The sequence below is a fragment of the Neptunomonas antarctica genome, assembly GCF_001305295.1.
In the GTDB taxonomy this organism is placed as follows: Bacteria; Pseudomonadota; Gammaproteobacteria; order Pseudomonadales; family Balneatricaceae; genus Neptunomonas; species Neptunomonas antarctica.
Genome location: NZ_LJSI01000045.1, coordinates 56,592 through 73,850, shown reverse-complemented (window position 1 = coordinate 73,850; position 17,259 = coordinate 56,592). Strand labels below are relative to the sequence as shown.

Here is a 17,259-nt window from a genome sequence, read left to right as displayed (position 1 = left end):
GGCTATCCGAAATGAGTCAATAGCCTGTTGGAATAAAAGTCATATTTTTGTGAAAACAATTCACTTTGCCCTATTTTGACTACTAAGCTGACAGGAAAACCACCACTAGCGGGGGAATCTTTGTGCCTGACGGTAGAGGAAAACATCCACCACAGCACTCCACTCTTCGCAGCCGTCAGATTCAGAACCATCTACTCAAACCATACTACTGTAAAGATGAATCATTTCGTCGACACACCATTAAAGGCTAGCGCTTTAATTCGATTCAGCGAGAAGAGCTACTGAAGCAAACGACACTTAGCGGTCCGAATCCAGTGAGGAGGTACGATACAAAAGAAAATCAACATGCGAAATAGTATCAAGGCAAGGAATAGTGTTTTCAAAACTGTCAAAAAATTACGCTAAGCCGCTAACATACTGGGCGCATCTATTTTGGGGCACGCTACTGTCAAAATTATAGACGATAACCCCGGAACAGCACCCGCTTCCAGCGGAACTGTACCGGCCAAGTATAAAAAACAACACTGCTTATGGACTAAGTCAGATATTATTTCCTAATTTTTTTGTGATCACGCTTTTTTCCGTTTCCGCCAAAGCCAAAATACCGGCCCTGACACACTATAGACAAGAAACAGCACCCACAGAAAAAGAGCTGGCTCAATAGAGATCACGCCCACACTTAAAACAATACCCGCCAGAATAACAAACGGCACTTTTTCTTTTAGATCAATATCTTTAAAACTACTATAAAGAGTATTACTCACCATCATGATGCCTGCTAATGCAACGTAACAGGCAATAGCATAAGCATAAGGAGATGGATCAATACCGTATTCAGTCGCAGCCCACACTAAACCACCCACTGCTGCGGCTGCCGCAGGCGAAGGAAGCCCGATAAAATAACGTTTATCTACAGAACCGATCTGAGTATTAAATCTCGCCAGCCGGAGAGCAGCGCAAGCCACATAAATGAAAGCCGCGAACCAACCTACCTTTCCAATATCACCTAACACCCAGCTAAATGTCACCAATGCTGGAGCCACACCAAAAGAGACCATATCGGATAACGAGTCATACTGAGCACCAAATTCACTTGATGTATTAGTCATTCTTGCTACACGACCATCAAGACCATCGAGCACCATGGCCACAAAAATAGCAATAGCGGCCGCCTCGAATTGAGAATTCATACCCGCAATTACAGCGTAAAAACCAGAAAATAGCGCTCCTGTGGTAAAAAGGTTAGGCAACAGGTAGATACCACGCCTTGGTCGCACGCCCTGCTCTGAAACAGACTCATCTTCATGCAAAGATTCATTTTCTTCAGTCATAACATCACTATATTAATTATAAAAGTTCCCCATTCTACAGCCCCAATCAGCAGTACGATAGCGTATCAGGCAAACAAAGCATCAATATCACAACTGGCTTTTTTCCCCAGCTTATCCTGATACAATTCCAACCAAATAGCGGCCGAGTCCCGCCCTGCCGCTTTTAAGCTATCGAGAAAGACTTTACGAGTATCGTATTTACTACTCCTACCTAAACCAGCCAACAACTCATCGCTCTGAATAAGATGGGTTCGTAGTTTAGTAATTTTTCTCTCGGCGACACCTAAAGGGAACCATTTACGTTTTGAAAGCCGCTTAATATTAGCAATCTCGCTCATTTCACGCATAAAGCTACTTTGAAAACTCATTTCAGTTACTCGCTCAGTAATGGCCTCTGCTGTGATCGGAAGATCACTTCCTACCAAAGACTGCAGCAAAACAATAATAACGTCATCACTATCACAATCGTACAGCAATGGAAAAATGGCAGGATTAGCAGAGAAGCCGCCATCCCAATAATTTACCCCTTCAATATCTATAGCTTTATGCATGGCTGGAAGGCATGCCGATGCCAACAAATGCTCCACCGTCAGTTCGGTCTCCCGAAAAATTTTCAATTTTCCAGAACGCACCTCAGTCGCTGCCATAAATAACCTGAAAGGTGAGTCAGATGATAATGCTTCAAAATCAACTAACTGATTTAATAAGCTTCGCAGTGGGTTAATATCAAGCAGATTGATGTCATATGGAGATACATATTTCATGGTATGCAACCACAAACGTGCCATAGAACCTTCCAGATATTCAGATAATGCAGGTCCTCGCTCCATCGCCGACACAGCACCCCAAAATTCATTCAGCTTACTTTGCGCTCCTGATCGACCACCCAAACGCCAACCTTCAGCCAGCATCAACGCATTCATAGCACCGGCACTGCTACCGCTGACACCTTCAAATTCAAGCCACTCTTCTTCCAGAAGACGATCAATAACACCCCATGTAAAAGCGCCATGCGCACCGCCGCCCTGCAAAGCAAAATTCACCTTAACTGTTTGCATAACAACCTCCATTAAATAAATTGTGCACCGCACAAATATAACAGAAGACGTGCGGCAACTTGCAACACCTTAACTAAATATAATTACTCACCCCTGCACACCATCACAACATCCGCTTAATCATTTGTTTTAAAAGAAATATTTTAAGTAAAACTTCATAAAATTTAAAAAGCAACCGCAAACAAATCCAGCGTTAATACAAACAATTGCAATACAAGACTGAGGTTTATATGTGCAATAATGCATGTATGGATACACGCACTCTCAAATTATTTCTCAGCCTATCTGACACGCTACACTTTGGACGTGCTAGCGCACTCTGCCATATCAGCGCGTCAGCACTAAGCCGAACCATCAAACACCTGGAAGAAGAATTAAGCGTACCGCTGTTTATACGAGATAATCGCAGCGTGGCGCTGACTCATGAAGGAATCATATTTCAAACCTATGCCCGCGATGCGCTGGCACAATGGGATCTCACCCGTAACGCGCTGTTAGAAGAAGCGAAAGAACTTCACGGAGAAGTCAGTATTTATTGTTCAGTCACTGCAAGCTACAGCTTCCTGTACGATATTCTTAGCAAATTTCGCCAAAACTATCCCGGCATTGAAATTAAGCTACACACTGGTGATCCTGACCATGCATTAAGCCGCGTGCAAAATAATGAAGAGGATATCTCGATTGCGGCCAAGCCTGATCAACTACCAAAACATCTGACATTTAAGCCAATCGCCATCTCGCCCTTACTATTTATTGCGCCCAAAGAGAAAGGAATACTATCAGGCAACCTCATCTCACCAATTAACGCCGAGCAATGGCGCAACATCCCTATGATTCTTTCTGAAGGAGGTGTGTCGAGAGATCGTGTGGATGAATGGTTTCGACGCCTAAACATAAAACCTAATATTTACGCTCAAGTCGCCGGTAATGAAGCAATTGTGAGTATGGTCAGTCTGGGATTTGGCGTAGGCGTTGTACCAAAAATTGTGCTCGATAATAGCCCTCTCTCCAATAAGGTTGAGGTTCTTGATATCCAGCCAGCGCTTAAACCCTATGAAGTAGGTTTGTTTACACTAGAAAAGAAACTTAAAAATCCTTTAATCAATGCCCTCTGGTGTCAAATTAAAGCGAATATCCGTTAAATAATGATTCAATTTCTGGCGATATATAAGGTCGACCGCGCTTATTTAATGCCGTACCGACCACCAATGCTTCTACACACAATTTTTGATCCGATAACCGTATAACCTTCTGACGAAAGCCGATTTTTATCCTGCTCAAGCGTTCCACGCTTACCTGCACCGCGAACTTATCGCCACTTTTTAGCGAACCTTTATAATCCAATTCAGAACGAATCACGACTAGATTAATACCCTGCGCAGCTAACGCAACAACATCCACGCCGTGTGCCGACAAGTACTCATGACGCGCATGCTCAAGATAATTAAAATAAACACCATTATTGACGATACCCTGCATATCCAGCTCATAATCGCGCACCTTGCTGGTTATTTGAAAAACAGAAGTCATAGATCACCTACCTTATAGAGCTTAATGTCATACCACAGATACAAAAAAGCCGCTCTAAATTAGAACGGCTCTTTAAAGTTCACGCTACGAAGCTAAAGACTAAGTACCTTTTCACCACGCGCAATACCAGACACGCCTGAGCGCACTACTTCCATAATACTGCCCGTTCCCAGCGCTTCAATAAAAGCATCTAGTTTCGCACTGGAACCGACCAACTGTACCGTGTAGGTATTGGGCGTAATATCGATAATCTGACCTCGGAAGATATCCGCCGTGCGCTTCACCTCCGCACGGAATGCACCAGAGGCTTTGAATTTGATCATCATCAACTCACGTTCAATGTGCTCGCCTTCAGTCAGATCGACTACCTTGACCACATCAATCAGCTTGTTCAGCTGCTTTGTGATCTGCTCAACAACACGATCATCACCCACAGTCGTTACCGTCAAACGAGACAAAGTCTCATCATCCGTCGGCGCCACCGTCAAGGATTCAATGTTGAAGTTACGTTGAGAAAACAGCCCAACTACACGAGAGAGCGCTCCCGGCTCATTTTCAAGAAGAACAGAAATGATATGACGCATCTTTAAGTCCTCTCCGTTTTGCTCAGCCACATATCACGCATAGAACCGCGCGGCACCTGCATTGGGTATACGTGTTCATGCGGATCAACGGTAATATCCATAAACACCAGACGATCTTTCATCGCAAACGCTTTTACCATGGCCGCTTCAAGATCTGAATATTTATCCACCTTAATACCCACATGTCCATAAGCCTCGGCCAGCTTAATGAAGTCAGGTAATGAATTCATATAAGACTGCGAATGGCGAGATTCATAGTTCATATCCTGCCATTGGCGAACCATACCCAGCGAGCCATTATTCAAGCAGATAATCTTGACGGGAATATTGTATTGACTACAAGTCGACAGTTCCTGAATATTCATCTGGATACTGCCTTCACCTGTTACACAGGCAACATCAGCATCCGGAAAATTCATTTTAACACCCATGGCCGCCGGCAGACCGAAACCCATCGTTCCTAGGCCACCGGAGTTAATCCAGCGATTTGGCTTGTTAAACTTGTAATACTGCGCTGCAAACATCTGGTGCTGACCAACATCGGAACAAATGTAAGCATCGCCACCTGTTACCTTGCTGAGCATTTCAATGACCTGTTGAGGCTTCATCTTCTCAGAATCATCTGTACGGAAACGTCCGCCATGGCGCTGACGCCACTCATCAATCTGCGCCCACCAGGTTTTAACGGCTTCTGCATCCGGCAATTTATTGCTGGATTTCAACAACTGCAACATCTCTTCCAAGACAGCTTTAGCCGGACCCACAATAGGCACATCCGCACGGATGGTTTTCGATATTGAAGCAGGATCAACATCTATATGAATAATTTTGGCAGTAGGACAGAATTTATCGACGCCGTTAGTAATACGGTCATCAAAACGCGCCCCAATCGCCAAAATCAGATCGCTGTGATGCATAACCATATTCGCTTCGTAACTGCCATGCATACCCAGCATTCCGACGAACTGACGATCGGTTCCCGGATAGCCTCCCAAACCCATCAGAGTATTGGTAACAGGGTAATTCAGAGCCTGCGCCAACTCAGTCAATTCTTCGCTGGCTTCACCCATGATTACGCCGCCACCCGCATAGATAACCGGGCGTTTTGCACTCATCAGCAAATCAAACGCTTTTTTAATCTGCCCGCTGTGGCCTTTGGTCACTGGGTTATACGAACGCAGTTTCACATGCTTAGGAAAGACATACGGAAAACGATCCGTTGGATTCGTCATATCCTTAGGAATATCTATCACAACCGGACCAGGACGACCTGTTTCCGCAATATGAAAAGCTTTACGAATAATTTCAGGAATATCTTCCGCATGGCGTACGCTGAAGTTATGTTTTACGATCGGACGTGAAATACCGATCATATCCGTTTCCTGAAAGGCATCCTCTCCAATCAAGTGACTCGGCACCTGACCGGTAATAACCACCATAGGAATTGAATCCATGTACGCTGTGGCGATACCCGTAACTGCATTGGTTGCACCCGGCCCTGATGTCACTAGCGCCACACCGGCCTTACCGGTAGCACGCGCGTAAGCATCTGCCATATGGGTTGCCGCCTGTTCATGACGCACTAGAATATGTTCGACTTCATCTTGACGGAAAATCGCATCATAAACATGCAACAAAGCTCCGCCCGGATAACCATAGATATACTTCACACCCTGATCACGAAGGGCACGAACAACCATTTCTCCACCTGATAGTAATTCCACTTTATTGTACCCTCTAGTCAGCACCGACTCTGTCGGTGAATATACAGTTCAGAGATTCTGCAAAATGAACATGTTAAAGCCGCTGCGCGATGATGACGCAAGAACAGCGGAAAACCAAAAGCACACCGGGTGTAATGGCCCATGTTCGGATGAATGCGGGCAAAGGATCGTCTTAACCGGCAGACCTTCTGAAACTAAGCTGGGTAATGCTCATCTAATGTGTGAAAGCGTTTTAACTCTTAACTCAGTCTCGCTTCAATCTCGAATTAATTCTGTTAACCGAGACATAAGCCGCTTTCACACATTAATTTCGCCAATTGTCTCGGGATTCCCTACTACAAATGAACGAATAAAATAGCGCAACATTCTCTCATTTTGAACGCTATTGATCAACAGCAGGAAACTGCTTTGCATACAGCAGATGCACATAAACAAAAGTAAGGTTATATTATCGGGAAAATATTGGAGGACTGGTCCATGAGCGTAGCTGAAATCAAAAATAAAGAACGTGTTATTAAAGAGTTGACTCTTTTTATTCGTAAGGTGTTTGCCGAGCCCGACATCTGCACTATTGCAAAAGATATTGCGCGTAAGCATCTTAAAGACGCTAACGCTAACGCGCTAATAGCAGACGAGCTTTCTTCTTTGACTAACGTCAAGATCCCACTAGAACATAGTGAAGCCGATGAACTATTTCTAGATTTGCTAAAAGAGATAGTAAAGGACGAAACCGCCCTTTACTAAGGACAGGCAGATAACATCACTCCGGCACGAGCCATGTTCCCTGTGGCTCCGCTGCCGTTGGCTGCGCCAGCGCCTGGTATAGCCATGGGATTACTGATGCGATTTTTTGATCCAGCTGCCAAGGCGGATTAATGAGTAACATACCACTGCCGAACATTCGCTCCGATCCCGAATCTTGCACAAAAAGTTCAGATTGATAGATCTTTCTTATTCCCGAACCCGCTATTTTATCAATCATTTCCTTATGATGGCCCGCTCTGAGAATCGGATACCAGATAGCCACACTAGCGTTAGGCCAGCGACCATATATCTGTTTAATAAATTTAGCGACTTGCTGATATTCCGTTTTAACTTCGTACGAGGGATCAATCAACACCAAACCCCGATTAGGCTTTGGCGGCATCATTGATAACACGCCCTCATAGCCATCACGATGATGAACCGCCACCTGAGACTGCCCTCTGAAATGCTGTTTTACCCGTTGATACTCGGCTGGATGCAGCTCCATTATTGCCAGATGATCAGAATCACGCGACATCATGGCAGCAATGGAAGGAGAGCCCGGATAAAAACGCAACTTTACACCCTGATCATCTGTATCCTGATTAACAGCCTGTACCTGCTTTATATAAGTACGAAAAGCCTCTGGCAGGTCTTTTTTATCCCACAGCTTACTAATGCCTCCCAAAAACTCTCCGGTCTTTTGTGCCTGTTCATCAGTCAGATCATAAAGAGCACTGCCGCCATGGGTTTCCAGATAACTCCACGGCTTCTCTTTAACGTTAAGCGCCTCCAGCATTAACGCCAGTATCATGTGCTTATGCACATCTGCAAAATTACCGGCATGAAAGCCATGTTGATAGCTAAGCACCCTAGCACCTCTCTTTGATTATATTCCTCCCTATTATCGCTGCCATATCCTTTATGCAAAAGGTACAATGCTAAACTTTGTCACTTTTCGTATCTAAGTCGTATCTAAGTTATGCAAACAGCTACTCAAGAAAGCCTATTTTCCAAACGTAAACGTTTGCCTTGGTTACTCGGCATTCTGATTTTTATTATCATGCTGGTTGCTGTGGAATACATTGTTGGCTGGAAATCAGTATTAGCCCAATGGCAAACCGTTCCTCTCAACACATTAGTGCCGGCGCTGGTGCTGTTTGCCGGAAGTTATCTGCTGCGTGCCTGGCGTATTTACGATCTTTGCCAACCGGATTTACAGGGGCGTTATATTGCGGTGCTTAAATTAAGCGTATTGCACCTGTATGCCAATAACATGCTGCCGATGCGACTGGGAGAAGGGCTTTTCCCAATTCTGATGAAACGCTATTTTGCAGTGGGCTTTGCAGCGGGCTTTGCACGCTTAATCTGGCTCAGAATCCTGGATTTAATGATTGCCGGCGCACTGGTTGCGGTTACTGCCAGCTACTTTTTCCCGTTGCTATCATTGGCCGCTGTCGTATTCGGCATTGTCACATTGCTTTTGCTGTACGCTCTATACCGAAACAAAGGTCGCAACTGGCTGATTCAGCATTCGTTTTATCCTAGAATCGAACCTATTATCAAGCAGCTCAAAGCCACTGCACCACAAGATACGCGGCAGTTTATCCGCGTTATCATATGGACCTTTCTTTCATGGGGATGCAAGCTGGCTGCTTTGATTATGATTACCCGTGCCCTCCAATCCCTCAGTGCATTTGAAGCACTGGCCGGCGTTTTAGGGGCAGAACTTAGCAGTATATTACCTATCCATGGCATCGCTGGCAGTGGTAGTTTTGAAGCGGCATTCATGGCGGGGCTTGCCCCCTTAGGACTGGTCAATGCTGATATATTAGGACTGGCCGTCAACTTACACTTATTTATACTCGGAGCAACCTCATTGTTTGCTCTGTTATGTTTCTGGATTCCCGTTGCCAAACCAACGCGAGAGGATATCTCAATATGATCGACGTAATTGATACACCTGAAAACACTTCGACAGCAGAGACTGCTGCCGTGATTGCTAACCCATGTAATCAGAGCCTCTCCATTGTTGTTCCTTTTTATAATGAAGAAGAAAACATTAACCCCTTCATGGAAGAAGTACACGCCGCACTGAAAGACTACCCGGGCCAATGGGAGCTGATCGCCGTTAATGATGGCAGTAATGACGGCACTACTCAGGCGCTGGATAAAGCGGTAGCGGAGTACGGTAACCACGTATATGCGATTCATTTTGCCCGCAACTTCGGCCAGACGGCAGCGATGCAAGCGGGTATCGATGCGGCGCGTGGCGATTTGATTGCTACACTGGATGGTGACTTACAGAACGACCCTGCCGATATCCCAAAACTGATTATTGCGCTTGAAGAGCGGAATCTGGATATGATCAGCGGCTGGCGTAAAGACCGTCAGGACGGCGCAATCAATCGCAAACTACCATCACGCATAGCCAACTGGCTGATCCGCCGATACACCGGTGTTTATGTCAATGACTACGGCTGCAGCCTGAAAGTTTATCGCTCATGGGTAATTAAACAAGTTCACCTGATCGGCGAAATGCATCGTTTCATTCCTGCCTGGGTTGCTTGCGTCACATCTCCTGACCGTATCAGCGATATGCCGGTTAACCACCGTGCCCGCCAATTTGGCACCTCTAAATACGGTATTTCACGCACCATCCGCGTTATTCTTGATCTGTTAGCCGTATTTTTCTTCATGCGCTTTTCGAACCGTCCCGGGCATTTCTTTGGCTCAATAGGATTATTTTTGGGCACGATTGGCGGCCTGATTCTGACATACTTGTTCTCACTCAAGATATTTATGGGTGAGGATATCGGAAATCGTCCTTTACTGTTCACCGGTATCTTATTTGTGATGACCAGCGCCCAGCTCATTACCACCGGTGTTTTAGCTGAAATACTCACCCGTAGTACCGCACACGCAAAAATGCCGGTGCGACCATCAGCCAACCAACCAACACAAAGGGGCTGGTGTGAGTAACACGCTCCCGCAGCAGGGGCTTATGAAGCTCCTGCTATCGTCTCCTGTATTGATTCTGCTGGCCTTAGTCAGCACCTTTGGTTATGCCGCCTGGTTGCCGCTGTTCGATCTGGATGAAGGCGCATTTACGACCGCCACTCGCGAAATGATTGAGACCGGCAACTGGATCTCAACGTATATGAACGGCGTGCCTCGTCACGACAAGCCCATCCTGATTTACTGGTTACAAGCCCTTAGCGTCACCAATTTCGGTTTGAGCACGCTGAGTTTGCGATTACCTTCCTGCCTGGCAGCATTGGCCTGGATTTGGATCAGCTATGGCTTCGTTAAAGAACAAAGAAATGAAACCGAAGCCCGGCTTATGGTCTGGCTACTGGCTTCATTACCACTGGCCAGCATTATTTTTAAAGCAGCCATTGCCGACGCACTGCTTAATTTCCTGATGTGTGCGGCATTTTTCGATATCTATCGTTACTATCAGCGTGCCGATAAGGGAACCTTGCTACGTATTGGTATCTGGCTGGGATTAGGTTTTCTCACCAAAGGTCCCATTGCATGCGCACTTCCACTGGCTGCCAGCTTGGTATTATTTGCTTCTGAAGGCCGTTTTAAAGACTGGTTAAAAGCCATTTTCCATCCGATCAGCCTGATCACTTTTGTCATGATTGTACTTCCCTGGCATGTGGCGGTGTATATGGATCAGGGCTGGGAATTTTTTAAAGGCTTCTACCTGAAACACAACATTGATCGCTTCAGTAGCACCATGGAAAGCCACGGCGGTAACCCGTTTTATTATTTAATGCTATTACCCTTGTTACTGACACCCTTTACAGGACTCATCGTTCCTGTCATTAAGTCGTTGTTTAAACAAAAACCCACAGGGCTTGAACTGTACTTACTGACGTGGTTTATTTTGGTATTAGCGATTTTCTCGTTCTCCAAAACACAGCTACCTCATTACATTCTTTATGGCGTAACGCCGATATTGTTTCTTATGACGCGGCATCTGCTCAATGCCGGCTTCTGGTCATTACTGGCACCCGCACTCACTATCCTGTTGGTCAGCCTGCTACCGCTATTCTTTGGTTATGCGGCTGAGCAATCGCATAAACCTTTTGACAAAGCGGTTCTTGAACTCGCTACTCAAGAATACAACGGAGTTTTCCAAGCGCTGACGCTGCTAGGGCTTTTGCTCATTGCAGGATTATATCTGTTCAGAAAAACCGACTACCCCTCTCGGCTGCTCGTGGGAGCAGCTGGCAGCATGTTGCTGTTTAACTTTTTACTACTGCCCTTATTTGGCGAGGCGCAACAGGAACCTGTAAGGGAAGCCGCACAACTCGCTAAGAAAATCGGTGGACCCGTGGTGACCTACGGCATCAACATGCCGAGCTTTTCGGTGTATAGAGAAGCGATTGTTCCCCGCAGAGAACCTAAACGCGGAGAGCTGGTCTTTACCCGTATTGACAGTCAGGAAGATCTGTTAAAACTTGATCCTACGGTAAAACCCATCCGGATTTATGCTAAAGGGGGGGTTGCTCTGTATTCGTATGAATAATCTCTGTAAAGCCGACGTCTTTATGCAATCTATGCTTTTATGGAGCAAGCACCCTTATGATAATCATCATTTCTATGAGTCAATGCCAATATGAATAATACTACCCAGCGCTTTCTGGGGCTACGCTATACACCCAGACAATGCACCTTCCAACAGCATGTCAGTGCAGCACAATCGACATGGCCGGGAGCACAAGCGTCAGACAAGCTATTGCTGATCATTGCGGTTTTGGCTGTTTTTCTTGGTACCACGCTGCTGTTGATTAACGGCTTACAAACCGGCTTCCATCAAACGCAATTACTGAGCCTGATGCTCCCTCCTGTTATTTGGGAACACCTTTCATTCATGGGCGATACACTGGTTGTGATGACTCTGGCACTGCTATTTGCTTACCGTTATCCGCACCTGTTGTTAGCACTATTGATTGCAGCGATTGTAGGCACATTAATCACACATGGTATTAAACCCTGGCTGGCTACACCACGTCCACCAGGCATACTAGACCCCGGCAGTTTTCAGCTGATCGGCTCCAGTATCAGTAAAAAAAGTATGCCCTCAGGCCACACGTTAACGGCGTTTGCCGCCGCCGGCTTATTAACACGCTTAACCACAAATATAGCCATACAATTTTTGATTCTTATTGCTGCCTTTTTTATAGGTTGGTCACGTGTCGCCGTAGGGGTTCATTGGCCAGCCGATGTATGTATGGGTGCCGCTGGCGGCCTTTTCTCAGCCTGGGCCGGATTAAAGCTATGTGACCGTTGGATTCATGTATTCACGGGAGGCTTTTATCTGAGCATGCTTATCATCCTTACGGGATGCGCCGTGACACTGATTAACTATGATGGAGGCTTTCCTCATACCTGGCTTTTTGCTGTAACCGCAGCCGCGCTGAGTTTGAGTTATCTTTATCATCAGCTGACTAAGCATCAACTAATCCCTACTCTTAAGCTTTAGAATGAAAGGATTAAAGCTCGGCATTTAAAGTTTAAGAATGTAGGCGAAAAGCTTAAGGTTAATAATTCAACAAAGGAGTAGGCAGATGCGTTTTCTAGTGACGGGTGCAGCAGGATTTATCGGTTTTCATGTAGCGCAACGCCTGCTAAAAGAGGGGCATCATGTTGTGGGGCTGGATAATCTCAACGATTACTACGATCCACAACTCAAACTCGATCGTCTTGAGTTACTAAAACCCTACTCTGAGTTTACATTCTACAAATGCGATCTGGCCGATAAAGAAGGTGTAGATAAGATTTTCGCAGATGAAGCTATTCAGCGCGTCATTCATCTGGGCGCACAAGCAGGCGTAAGACATTCAATAAATCAGCCGTTTGATTATGCCAGTTCCAATTTACTGGGTATGTTGGTGATTCTGGAAGCTTGCCGTCATTTTAATATCGAACATCTCATCTACGCGTCTTCCAGTTCGGTCTACGGTACTAATACCAAAATCCCGTTTTCAACCACAGACGGCGTCGACCATCCTGCGTCACTCTATGCTGCGACTAAAAAGAGTAATGAGCTGATGGCTCATAGTTATTCTCATCTCTATAGCATTCCGACAACCGGCTTAAGATTCTTCACCGTTTACGGCCCATGGGGACGTCCGGATATGGCTCCGATGCTATTCGCAAGTGCCATCTCCGAAGGCAAGCCCATCAAGGTATTCAACTACGGAAAAATGCGCCGCGACTTCACCTATATTGATGATATTGTTGAAGGCATTGTACGCATCCAGAATATTATTCCTCAGCCCAATGCAAACTGGAACGGAAAAACAGACGAAAGCGCTGCACCTTATAAGATCTTTAATATCGGGAATAACCAGCCAGTTGAACTTGAATACTTTATCCAGCAGATTGAAACGTCATTAGGTGCCACCGCTGTTAAAGAATATTTACCTATGCAAGCGGGTGACGTAGTAGAAACGTTTGCAGATATCGATGCACTCAGTGAAGCCACAGGGTTTACACCGGCCACACCGATTGAAGAGGGTGTCCGTCGCTTTATTGAATGGTATAAAAGCTACTATTCAGCCTAACTGCTTAGCAACCTATCGGAGTTAACGGACGCTGGCGATATATTTAGATAAGTGTGCCATTTTATCAGGGTCATCATCTACCAGGGTGACCCTGATATTAATAAAAGCAGAATTGATATGCGCTTCAGCCGCCTGCACCATCTGTATAAAACCATTCACTCGCGCTACACTGTCTCCCGATAACTGTTCGATATCGATTACAGCCTGATCCAGTACCTGAGGAAACTTGCCTTCATTCTTAACCACCACCAGCACATCTTTTAAACTCATATCTTTAATGGCGCACTTAAACACCTGATCATGTACGCGCAGATGAGCCATCCCTTTAGGCTTAGGTACGTTTTTAGAAATGGATTCCACTTTCTCTTTATCTTGCTCCATCATTTTAGCGGCCTTCGCCTGCTTGGCCGCATCTGGAGCCTGTGCTGTGCCCAGCACTTTATTCATTTTCTGCACAAGCTGCTCTTTCGTAAAAGGCTTACCCAGATAATCATTCACGCCTGCATGGATTGCTTTGAGTACATATTCACGCTCTCCACGACTGGTAACCATGACGAATGGCACCGTTTTGTATTGTGGTTGTGCGCGTGTCCATTTAAGTACTTCCAGACCACTCATTTTGGGCATTTCCCAATCGCAGAGAATGATATCGAATGCTTCTGATGTCAGCAAAACCCTTGCCTCTTCACCATTAAACGCTGCTTTAACTGTAGATGCAGGAAACGCTTCACTCACAATTTTTGTGACAAGCTCACAAATAAACTTAGCATCATCAACGATTAACACTTTCATATTTTTCATTCACTGCTCTCTAAAACCAGTCTATCAACTCAACGGCAAAGTACCGGATGATGGCCCATTAACTATCATCAAAGTAGGCTAAAAAGCGTATATTTTCCAGTGTTTAGCGATTTTCGGGCACAAAAAAGCCCACCAGAGTAGTGGGCTGATCACTGAGGACGAACGTTTCTACGCCAACATTTTAGTTTTATATCGAGAGCTTAGCGGAACACAAACTCCCCTGCTTCAACATCAACCCCTATCTCAGCACCCGGTGGATATTTTCCCGCCAATAATGCCTGTGCTAAAGGATTCTCTATCCACTGCTGAATAGCGCGCTTCAATGGCCGCGCACCATAAATAGGCTCAAAACCCACATCAACCAGTTTATCGAGTGCAGTTGGAGTCAATGTCAGCGTCAAATCACGTTCAAGCAAGCGCTGGCGTAGACGATCCAGCTGAATATTAGCAATGCCTGCCACCTGATCTTTACGCAAGCTATGAAACACCACAACTTCATCAATACGGTTAATCACTTCAGGACGGAAATGCGAACCTACTTCTTCCATCACTGCTCTTTTCATCAAATCGTAATCATCGTCATCACTAAAGCTCTGTATCAGATGCGATCCAAGGTTAGATGTCATAACAACGATGGTGTTTCTGAAATCAACCGTCCGCCCCTGCCCGTCGGTCAAGCGACCATCTTCCAACACCTGCAACAGGATATTGAAAACATCTGGATGTGCTTTTTCTACCTCATCCAGCAATAGCACCGAATAAGGTTTACGGCGAACGGCTTCGGTCAAATAACCGCCTTCTTCATAACCAACATAACCTGGAGGTGCACCTATCAGGCGTGCCACCGAGTGCTTTTCCATGAACTCAGACATGTCGATCCGTACCATTGAGTCCTCGGTATCAAACAGGAAATCGGCCAGCGCTTTACAGAGCTCGGTTTTACCCACACCGGTTGGACCAAGAAACAGAAAGCTACCATTCGGGCGGTTAGGATCAGACAAGCCTGCACGCGAACGACGCACGGCATTAGACACCGCAATAACGGCTTCACTCTGACCGACAACTCTATGATGCAGCGCATCTTCCATGCGCAATAGCTTCTCACGCTCGCCTTCCAGCATTTTACTCACGGGGATACCCGTCCAACGCGCGACCACTTCGGCGACTTCTTCTTCGGTGACTTTATTACGCAACAGTTTATGACTGCTATCCTGTCCGCTCTCTTCAGCATGGTTCGCCGCCGCCAACTGCTTTTCAAGTTCAGGAATACGACCATACTGAAGTTCAGACATCTTGGTTAAATCACCAATACGACGGGCTTTGTCCATCTCTACGCGCGCCTGATCCAGCTCTTCTTTCACCTGTTGCGAGCCCTGCAACATTGCTTTTTCAGCTTTCCAAACCTCATCCAGATCGGCAAACTCGCGCTCCATCGTAGCAATAGTCTTTTCCAACTCATCGCGTCGCTTGCGAGCCGCGTCATCTTTCTCTTTCTTCAGCGCTTCACATTCCATCTTGAGCTGAATTAATTTTCGCTCCAGACGATCCATGACTTCAGGCTTAGAATCCATCTCCATACGGATACGAGAGCCTGCTTCGTCAATCAGATCAATCGCCTTATCCGGTAGCTGACGGTCAGTGATATAACGCTGCGATAATTTCGCTGCTGCGATAATCGCAGAGTCTGTAATTTCAACATTGTGATGCAACTCGTAACGCTCTTTCAAGCCGCGCAAAATAGCGATGGTATCTTCTTCGGTAGGCTCATCCACCAGCACTTTCTGGAAGCGACGTTCAAGTGCAGCGTCTTTCTCCACATATTTACGATACTCATCCAGCGTGGTCGCGCCCACACAATGCAGTTCACCGCGCGCCAAAGCGGGTTTCAGCATATTACCCGCATCCATAGCCCCTTCACCTTTACCGGCGCCGACCATGGTATGCAGCTCATCAATAAAGAGAATCACCTGCCCTTCTTGTTTAGAAAGCTCATTCAATACAGCTTTCAGGCGCTCTTCAAACTCACCCCGAAACTTAGCACCGGCGATCAGTGCACCCATATCAAGCGACAGTACTTTTTTACGCTTCAAACCTTCAGGGACTTCGCCATTGATGATGCGTTGTGCCAAACCTTCGACAATAGCCGTTTTACCGACACCCGGCTCACCAATTAACACCGGATTATTTTTCGTACGACGCTGCAAAACCTGAATCGTACGACGGATTTCATCATCACGACCAATTACCGGATCCAGCTTGCCAAGTTCAGCTTGCTCCGTGAGGTCGATACAATACTTATCTAATGCCTGACGACTGCTCTCCGCATTAGAATCATTAACGTTATCACCGCCACGCATATTATTGATCGCCTGTTCTAATGATTGTTTAGTAACACCTGCATCGCGTAACACCTTACCCGCATCACTTTTATCGTCCAGCATAGCCAATACAATAAGCTCGCTAGCAACAAAGCCATCACCTCGCTGTTGTCTAAACTTCTCAGCAAGATTAAATATACGTGCCATATTCTGAGATAAACGGATTTCACCATCAGGACTTTGCACTTGCGGCAAACGATCCAACACCTCTTCTATTTTGCGTGTAAGCTGGGGTAACGCTGCTCCTGACTGCGCCAACAATGGTGGCACTGACCCGCCCTGTTGCTGAAGAAACGCGGCCAAGAAATGAATAGGCTCAATGACATTATGATCTTTCCCGATCGCCAACGATTGGGCTTCGCCTACAGCTTCCTGAAGTTTTGTGGTAAAAGTATCGGGTCGCATAGATAATTATCTCCTTGTAAGCAACCAAGATTAGGACGTGGCTGCTGTCTCTTTGTATCTAATATGGGGGTGCTTCTCAGCTGATTCAAGCGCCAACATGTTTAATAAATAACCAGATGTGAC

15 protein-coding genes are annotated in these 17,259 nt (G+C 45.9%); 7 read left to right on the top strand and 8 right to left on the bottom strand.

The window, feature by feature from the left end:
• Positions 1-569 precede the first annotated feature (569 nt).
• Both pssA and Nant_RS11935 read right to left on the bottom strand, forming a co-directional pair.
• Positions 570-1,331, bottom strand: a complete 762-nt coding sequence (gene pssA, locus Nant_RS11940; protein ID WP_054341885.1) for a CDP-diacylglycerol--serine O-phosphatidyltransferase — start codon at positions 1,329-1,331, stop codon at positions 570-572.
• A gap of 65 nt (positions 1,332-1,396) precedes the next feature.
• Complete coding sequence (locus Nant_RS11935; RefSeq protein WP_054341884.1) at positions 1,397-2,389, bottom strand: patatin-like phospholipase family protein; 993 nt, start codon at positions 2,387-2,389, stop codon at positions 1,397-1,399.
• A gap of 248 nt (positions 2,390-2,637) precedes the next feature.
• Between Nant_RS11935 and ilvY the strand changes: the two genes are divergently transcribed.
• Positions 2,638-3,531, top strand: coding sequence for an HTH-type transcriptional activator IlvY (gene ilvY / locus Nant_RS11930; protein WP_054341892.1), 894 nt, complete (start codon positions 2,638-2,640; stop codon positions 3,529-3,531).
• Here ilvY and Nant_RS11925 read toward each other — a convergent pair.
• The 3 genes from Nant_RS11925 to Nant_RS11915 form a co-directional block, all read right to left on the bottom strand.
• A complete protein-coding gene (locus tag Nant_RS11925; protein ID WP_054341883.1) occupies positions 3,512-3,919 on the bottom strand; it encodes an acyl-CoA thioesterase in 408 nt (135 codons plus the stop codon). The genes ilvY and Nant_RS11925 overlap by 20 nt on opposite strands.
• A gap of 92 nt (positions 3,920-4,011) precedes the next feature.
• The gene (gene ilvN, locus Nant_RS11920) at positions 4,012-4,503 is read right to left on the bottom strand and encodes an acetolactate synthase small subunit (protein ID WP_054341882.1); all 492 of its coding nucleotides are present in this window, start codon (positions 4,501-4,503) and stop codon (positions 4,012-4,014) included.
• Positions 4,504-4,505: 2 nt separating this feature from the next.
• Positions 4,506-6,227, bottom strand: coding sequence for an acetolactate synthase 3 large subunit (locus Nant_RS11915; protein WP_054341881.1), 1,722 nt, complete (start codon positions 6,225-6,227; stop codon positions 4,506-4,508).
• Positions 6,228-6,704: 477 nt separating this feature from the next.
• On the opposite strand from Nant_RS11915, the gene Nant_RS11910 reads away from it, so the two are divergent.
• On the top strand, positions 6,705-6,971 hold the full coding sequence (locus tag Nant_RS11910; protein WP_054341880.1) for a hypothetical protein: 267 nt from the start codon (positions 6,705-6,707) through the stop codon (positions 6,969-6,971).
• Positions 6,972-6,987: 16 nt separating this feature from the next.
• Here Nant_RS11910 and Nant_RS11905 read toward each other — a convergent pair whose 3' ends face one another.
• Positions 6,988-7,842 (bottom strand): 23S rRNA (adenine(2030)-N(6))-methyltransferase RlmJ, encoded by an 855-nt coding sequence (locus Nant_RS11905; protein ID WP_054341879.1) that lies wholly within the window; start codon positions 7,840-7,842, stop codon positions 6,988-6,990.
• A gap of 111 nt (positions 7,843-7,953) precedes the next feature.
• Here Nant_RS11905 and Nant_RS11900 point away from each other — a divergent pair, with 111 nt between their 5' ends.
• From Nant_RS11900 to Nant_RS11880, 5 genes are all read left to right on the top strand, one after another.
• Positions 7,954-8,916, top strand: coding sequence for a lysylphosphatidylglycerol synthase transmembrane domain-containing protein (locus Nant_RS11900; protein WP_054341878.1), 963 nt, complete (start codon positions 7,954-7,956; stop codon positions 8,914-8,916).
• Positions 8,913-9,953 carry a glycosyltransferase family 2 protein gene (locus Nant_RS11895; protein WP_054341877.1) on the top strand — a complete coding sequence of 347 codons (1,041 nt, stop codon included), beginning with the start codon at positions 8,913-8,915 and terminating at the stop codon, positions 9,951-9,953. Before Nant_RS11900 ends, Nant_RS11895 begins: the two co-directional genes overlap by 4 nt.
• On the top strand, positions 9,946-11,511 hold the full coding sequence (locus Nant_RS11890; RefSeq protein WP_054341876.1) for an ArnT family glycosyltransferase: 1,566 nt from the start codon (positions 9,946-9,948) through the stop codon (positions 11,509-11,511). Before Nant_RS11895 ends, Nant_RS11890 begins: the two co-directional genes overlap by 8 nt.
• Before the next feature lie 90 nt (positions 11,512-11,601).
• A complete protein-coding gene (locus Nant_RS11885; protein ID WP_054341875.1) occupies positions 11,602-12,468 on the top strand; it encodes a phosphatase PAP2 family protein in 867 nt (288 codons plus the stop codon).
• 85 nt (positions 12,469-12,553) lie between these two features.
• Positions 12,554-13,552: an NAD-dependent epimerase gene (locus tag Nant_RS11880; RefSeq protein ID WP_054341874.1), complete on the top strand. Its 999-nt coding sequence runs from the start codon at positions 12,554-12,556 to the stop codon at positions 13,550-13,552.
• 21 nt (positions 13,553-13,573) lie between these two features.
• Here Nant_RS11880 and Nant_RS11875 read toward each other — a convergent pair whose 3' ends face one another.
• Positions 13,574-14,353 (bottom strand): response regulator, encoded by a 780-nt coding sequence (locus tag Nant_RS11875; protein ID WP_054341873.1) that lies wholly within the window; start codon positions 14,351-14,353, stop codon positions 13,574-13,576.
• 200 nt (positions 14,354-14,553) lie between these two features.
• Positions 14,554-17,136: an ATP-dependent chaperone ClpB gene (gene clpB / locus Nant_RS11870; RefSeq protein ID WP_054341872.1), complete on the bottom strand. Its 2,583-nt coding sequence runs from the start codon at positions 17,134-17,136 to the stop codon at positions 14,554-14,556.
• Positions 17,137-17,259: the final 123 nt, after the last annotated feature.

Excerpts from the sequence above, each read along its gene's own strand:
- Nant_RS11885 (WP_054341875.1), top strand. The coding sequence starts at position 11,602 with ATGAATAATACTACCCAGCGCTTTCTGGGGCTACGCTATACACCCAGA.
- Nant_RS11900 (WP_054341878.1), top strand. The coding sequence starts at position 7,954 with ATGCAAACAGCTACTCAAGAAAGCCTATTTTCCAAACGTAAACGTTTG.
- ilvN (WP_054341882.1), bottom strand. The coding sequence starts at position 4,503 with ATGCGTCATATCATTTCTGTTCTTCTTGAAAATGAGCCGGGAGCGCTC.
- Nant_RS11910 (WP_054341880.1), top strand. The coding sequence starts at position 6,705 with ATGAGCGTAGCTGAAATCAAAAATAAAGAACGTGTTATTAAAGAGTTG.
- ilvY (WP_054341892.1), top strand. The coding sequence starts at position 2,638 with ATGGATACACGCACTCTCAAATTATTTCTCAGCCTATCTGACACGCTA.
- pssA (WP_054341885.1), bottom strand. The coding sequence starts at position 1,331 with ATGACTGAAGAAAATGAATCTTTGCATGAAGATGAGTCTGTTTCAGAG.
- Nant_RS11875 (WP_054341873.1), bottom strand. The coding sequence starts at position 14,353 with ATGAAAAATATGAAAGTGTTAATCGTTGATGATGCTAAGTTTATTTGT.
- clpB (WP_054341872.1), bottom strand. The coding sequence starts at position 17,136 with ATGCGACCCGATACTTTTACCACAAAACTTCAGGAAGCTGTAGGCGAA.
- Nant_RS11895 (WP_054341877.1), top strand. The coding sequence starts at position 8,913 with ATGATCGACGTAATTGATACACCTGAAAACACTTCGACAGCAGAGACT.
- Nant_RS11935 (WP_054341884.1), bottom strand. The coding sequence starts at position 2,389 with ATGCAAACAGTTAAGGTGAATTTTGCTTTGCAGGGCGGCGGTGCGCAT.
- Nant_RS11925 (WP_054341883.1), bottom strand. The coding sequence starts at position 3,919 with ATGACTTCTGTTTTTCAAATAACCAGCAAGGTGCGCGATTATGAGCTG.
- Nant_RS11880 (WP_054341874.1), top strand. The coding sequence starts at position 12,554 with ATGCGTTTTCTAGTGACGGGTGCAGCAGGATTTATCGGTTTTCATGTA.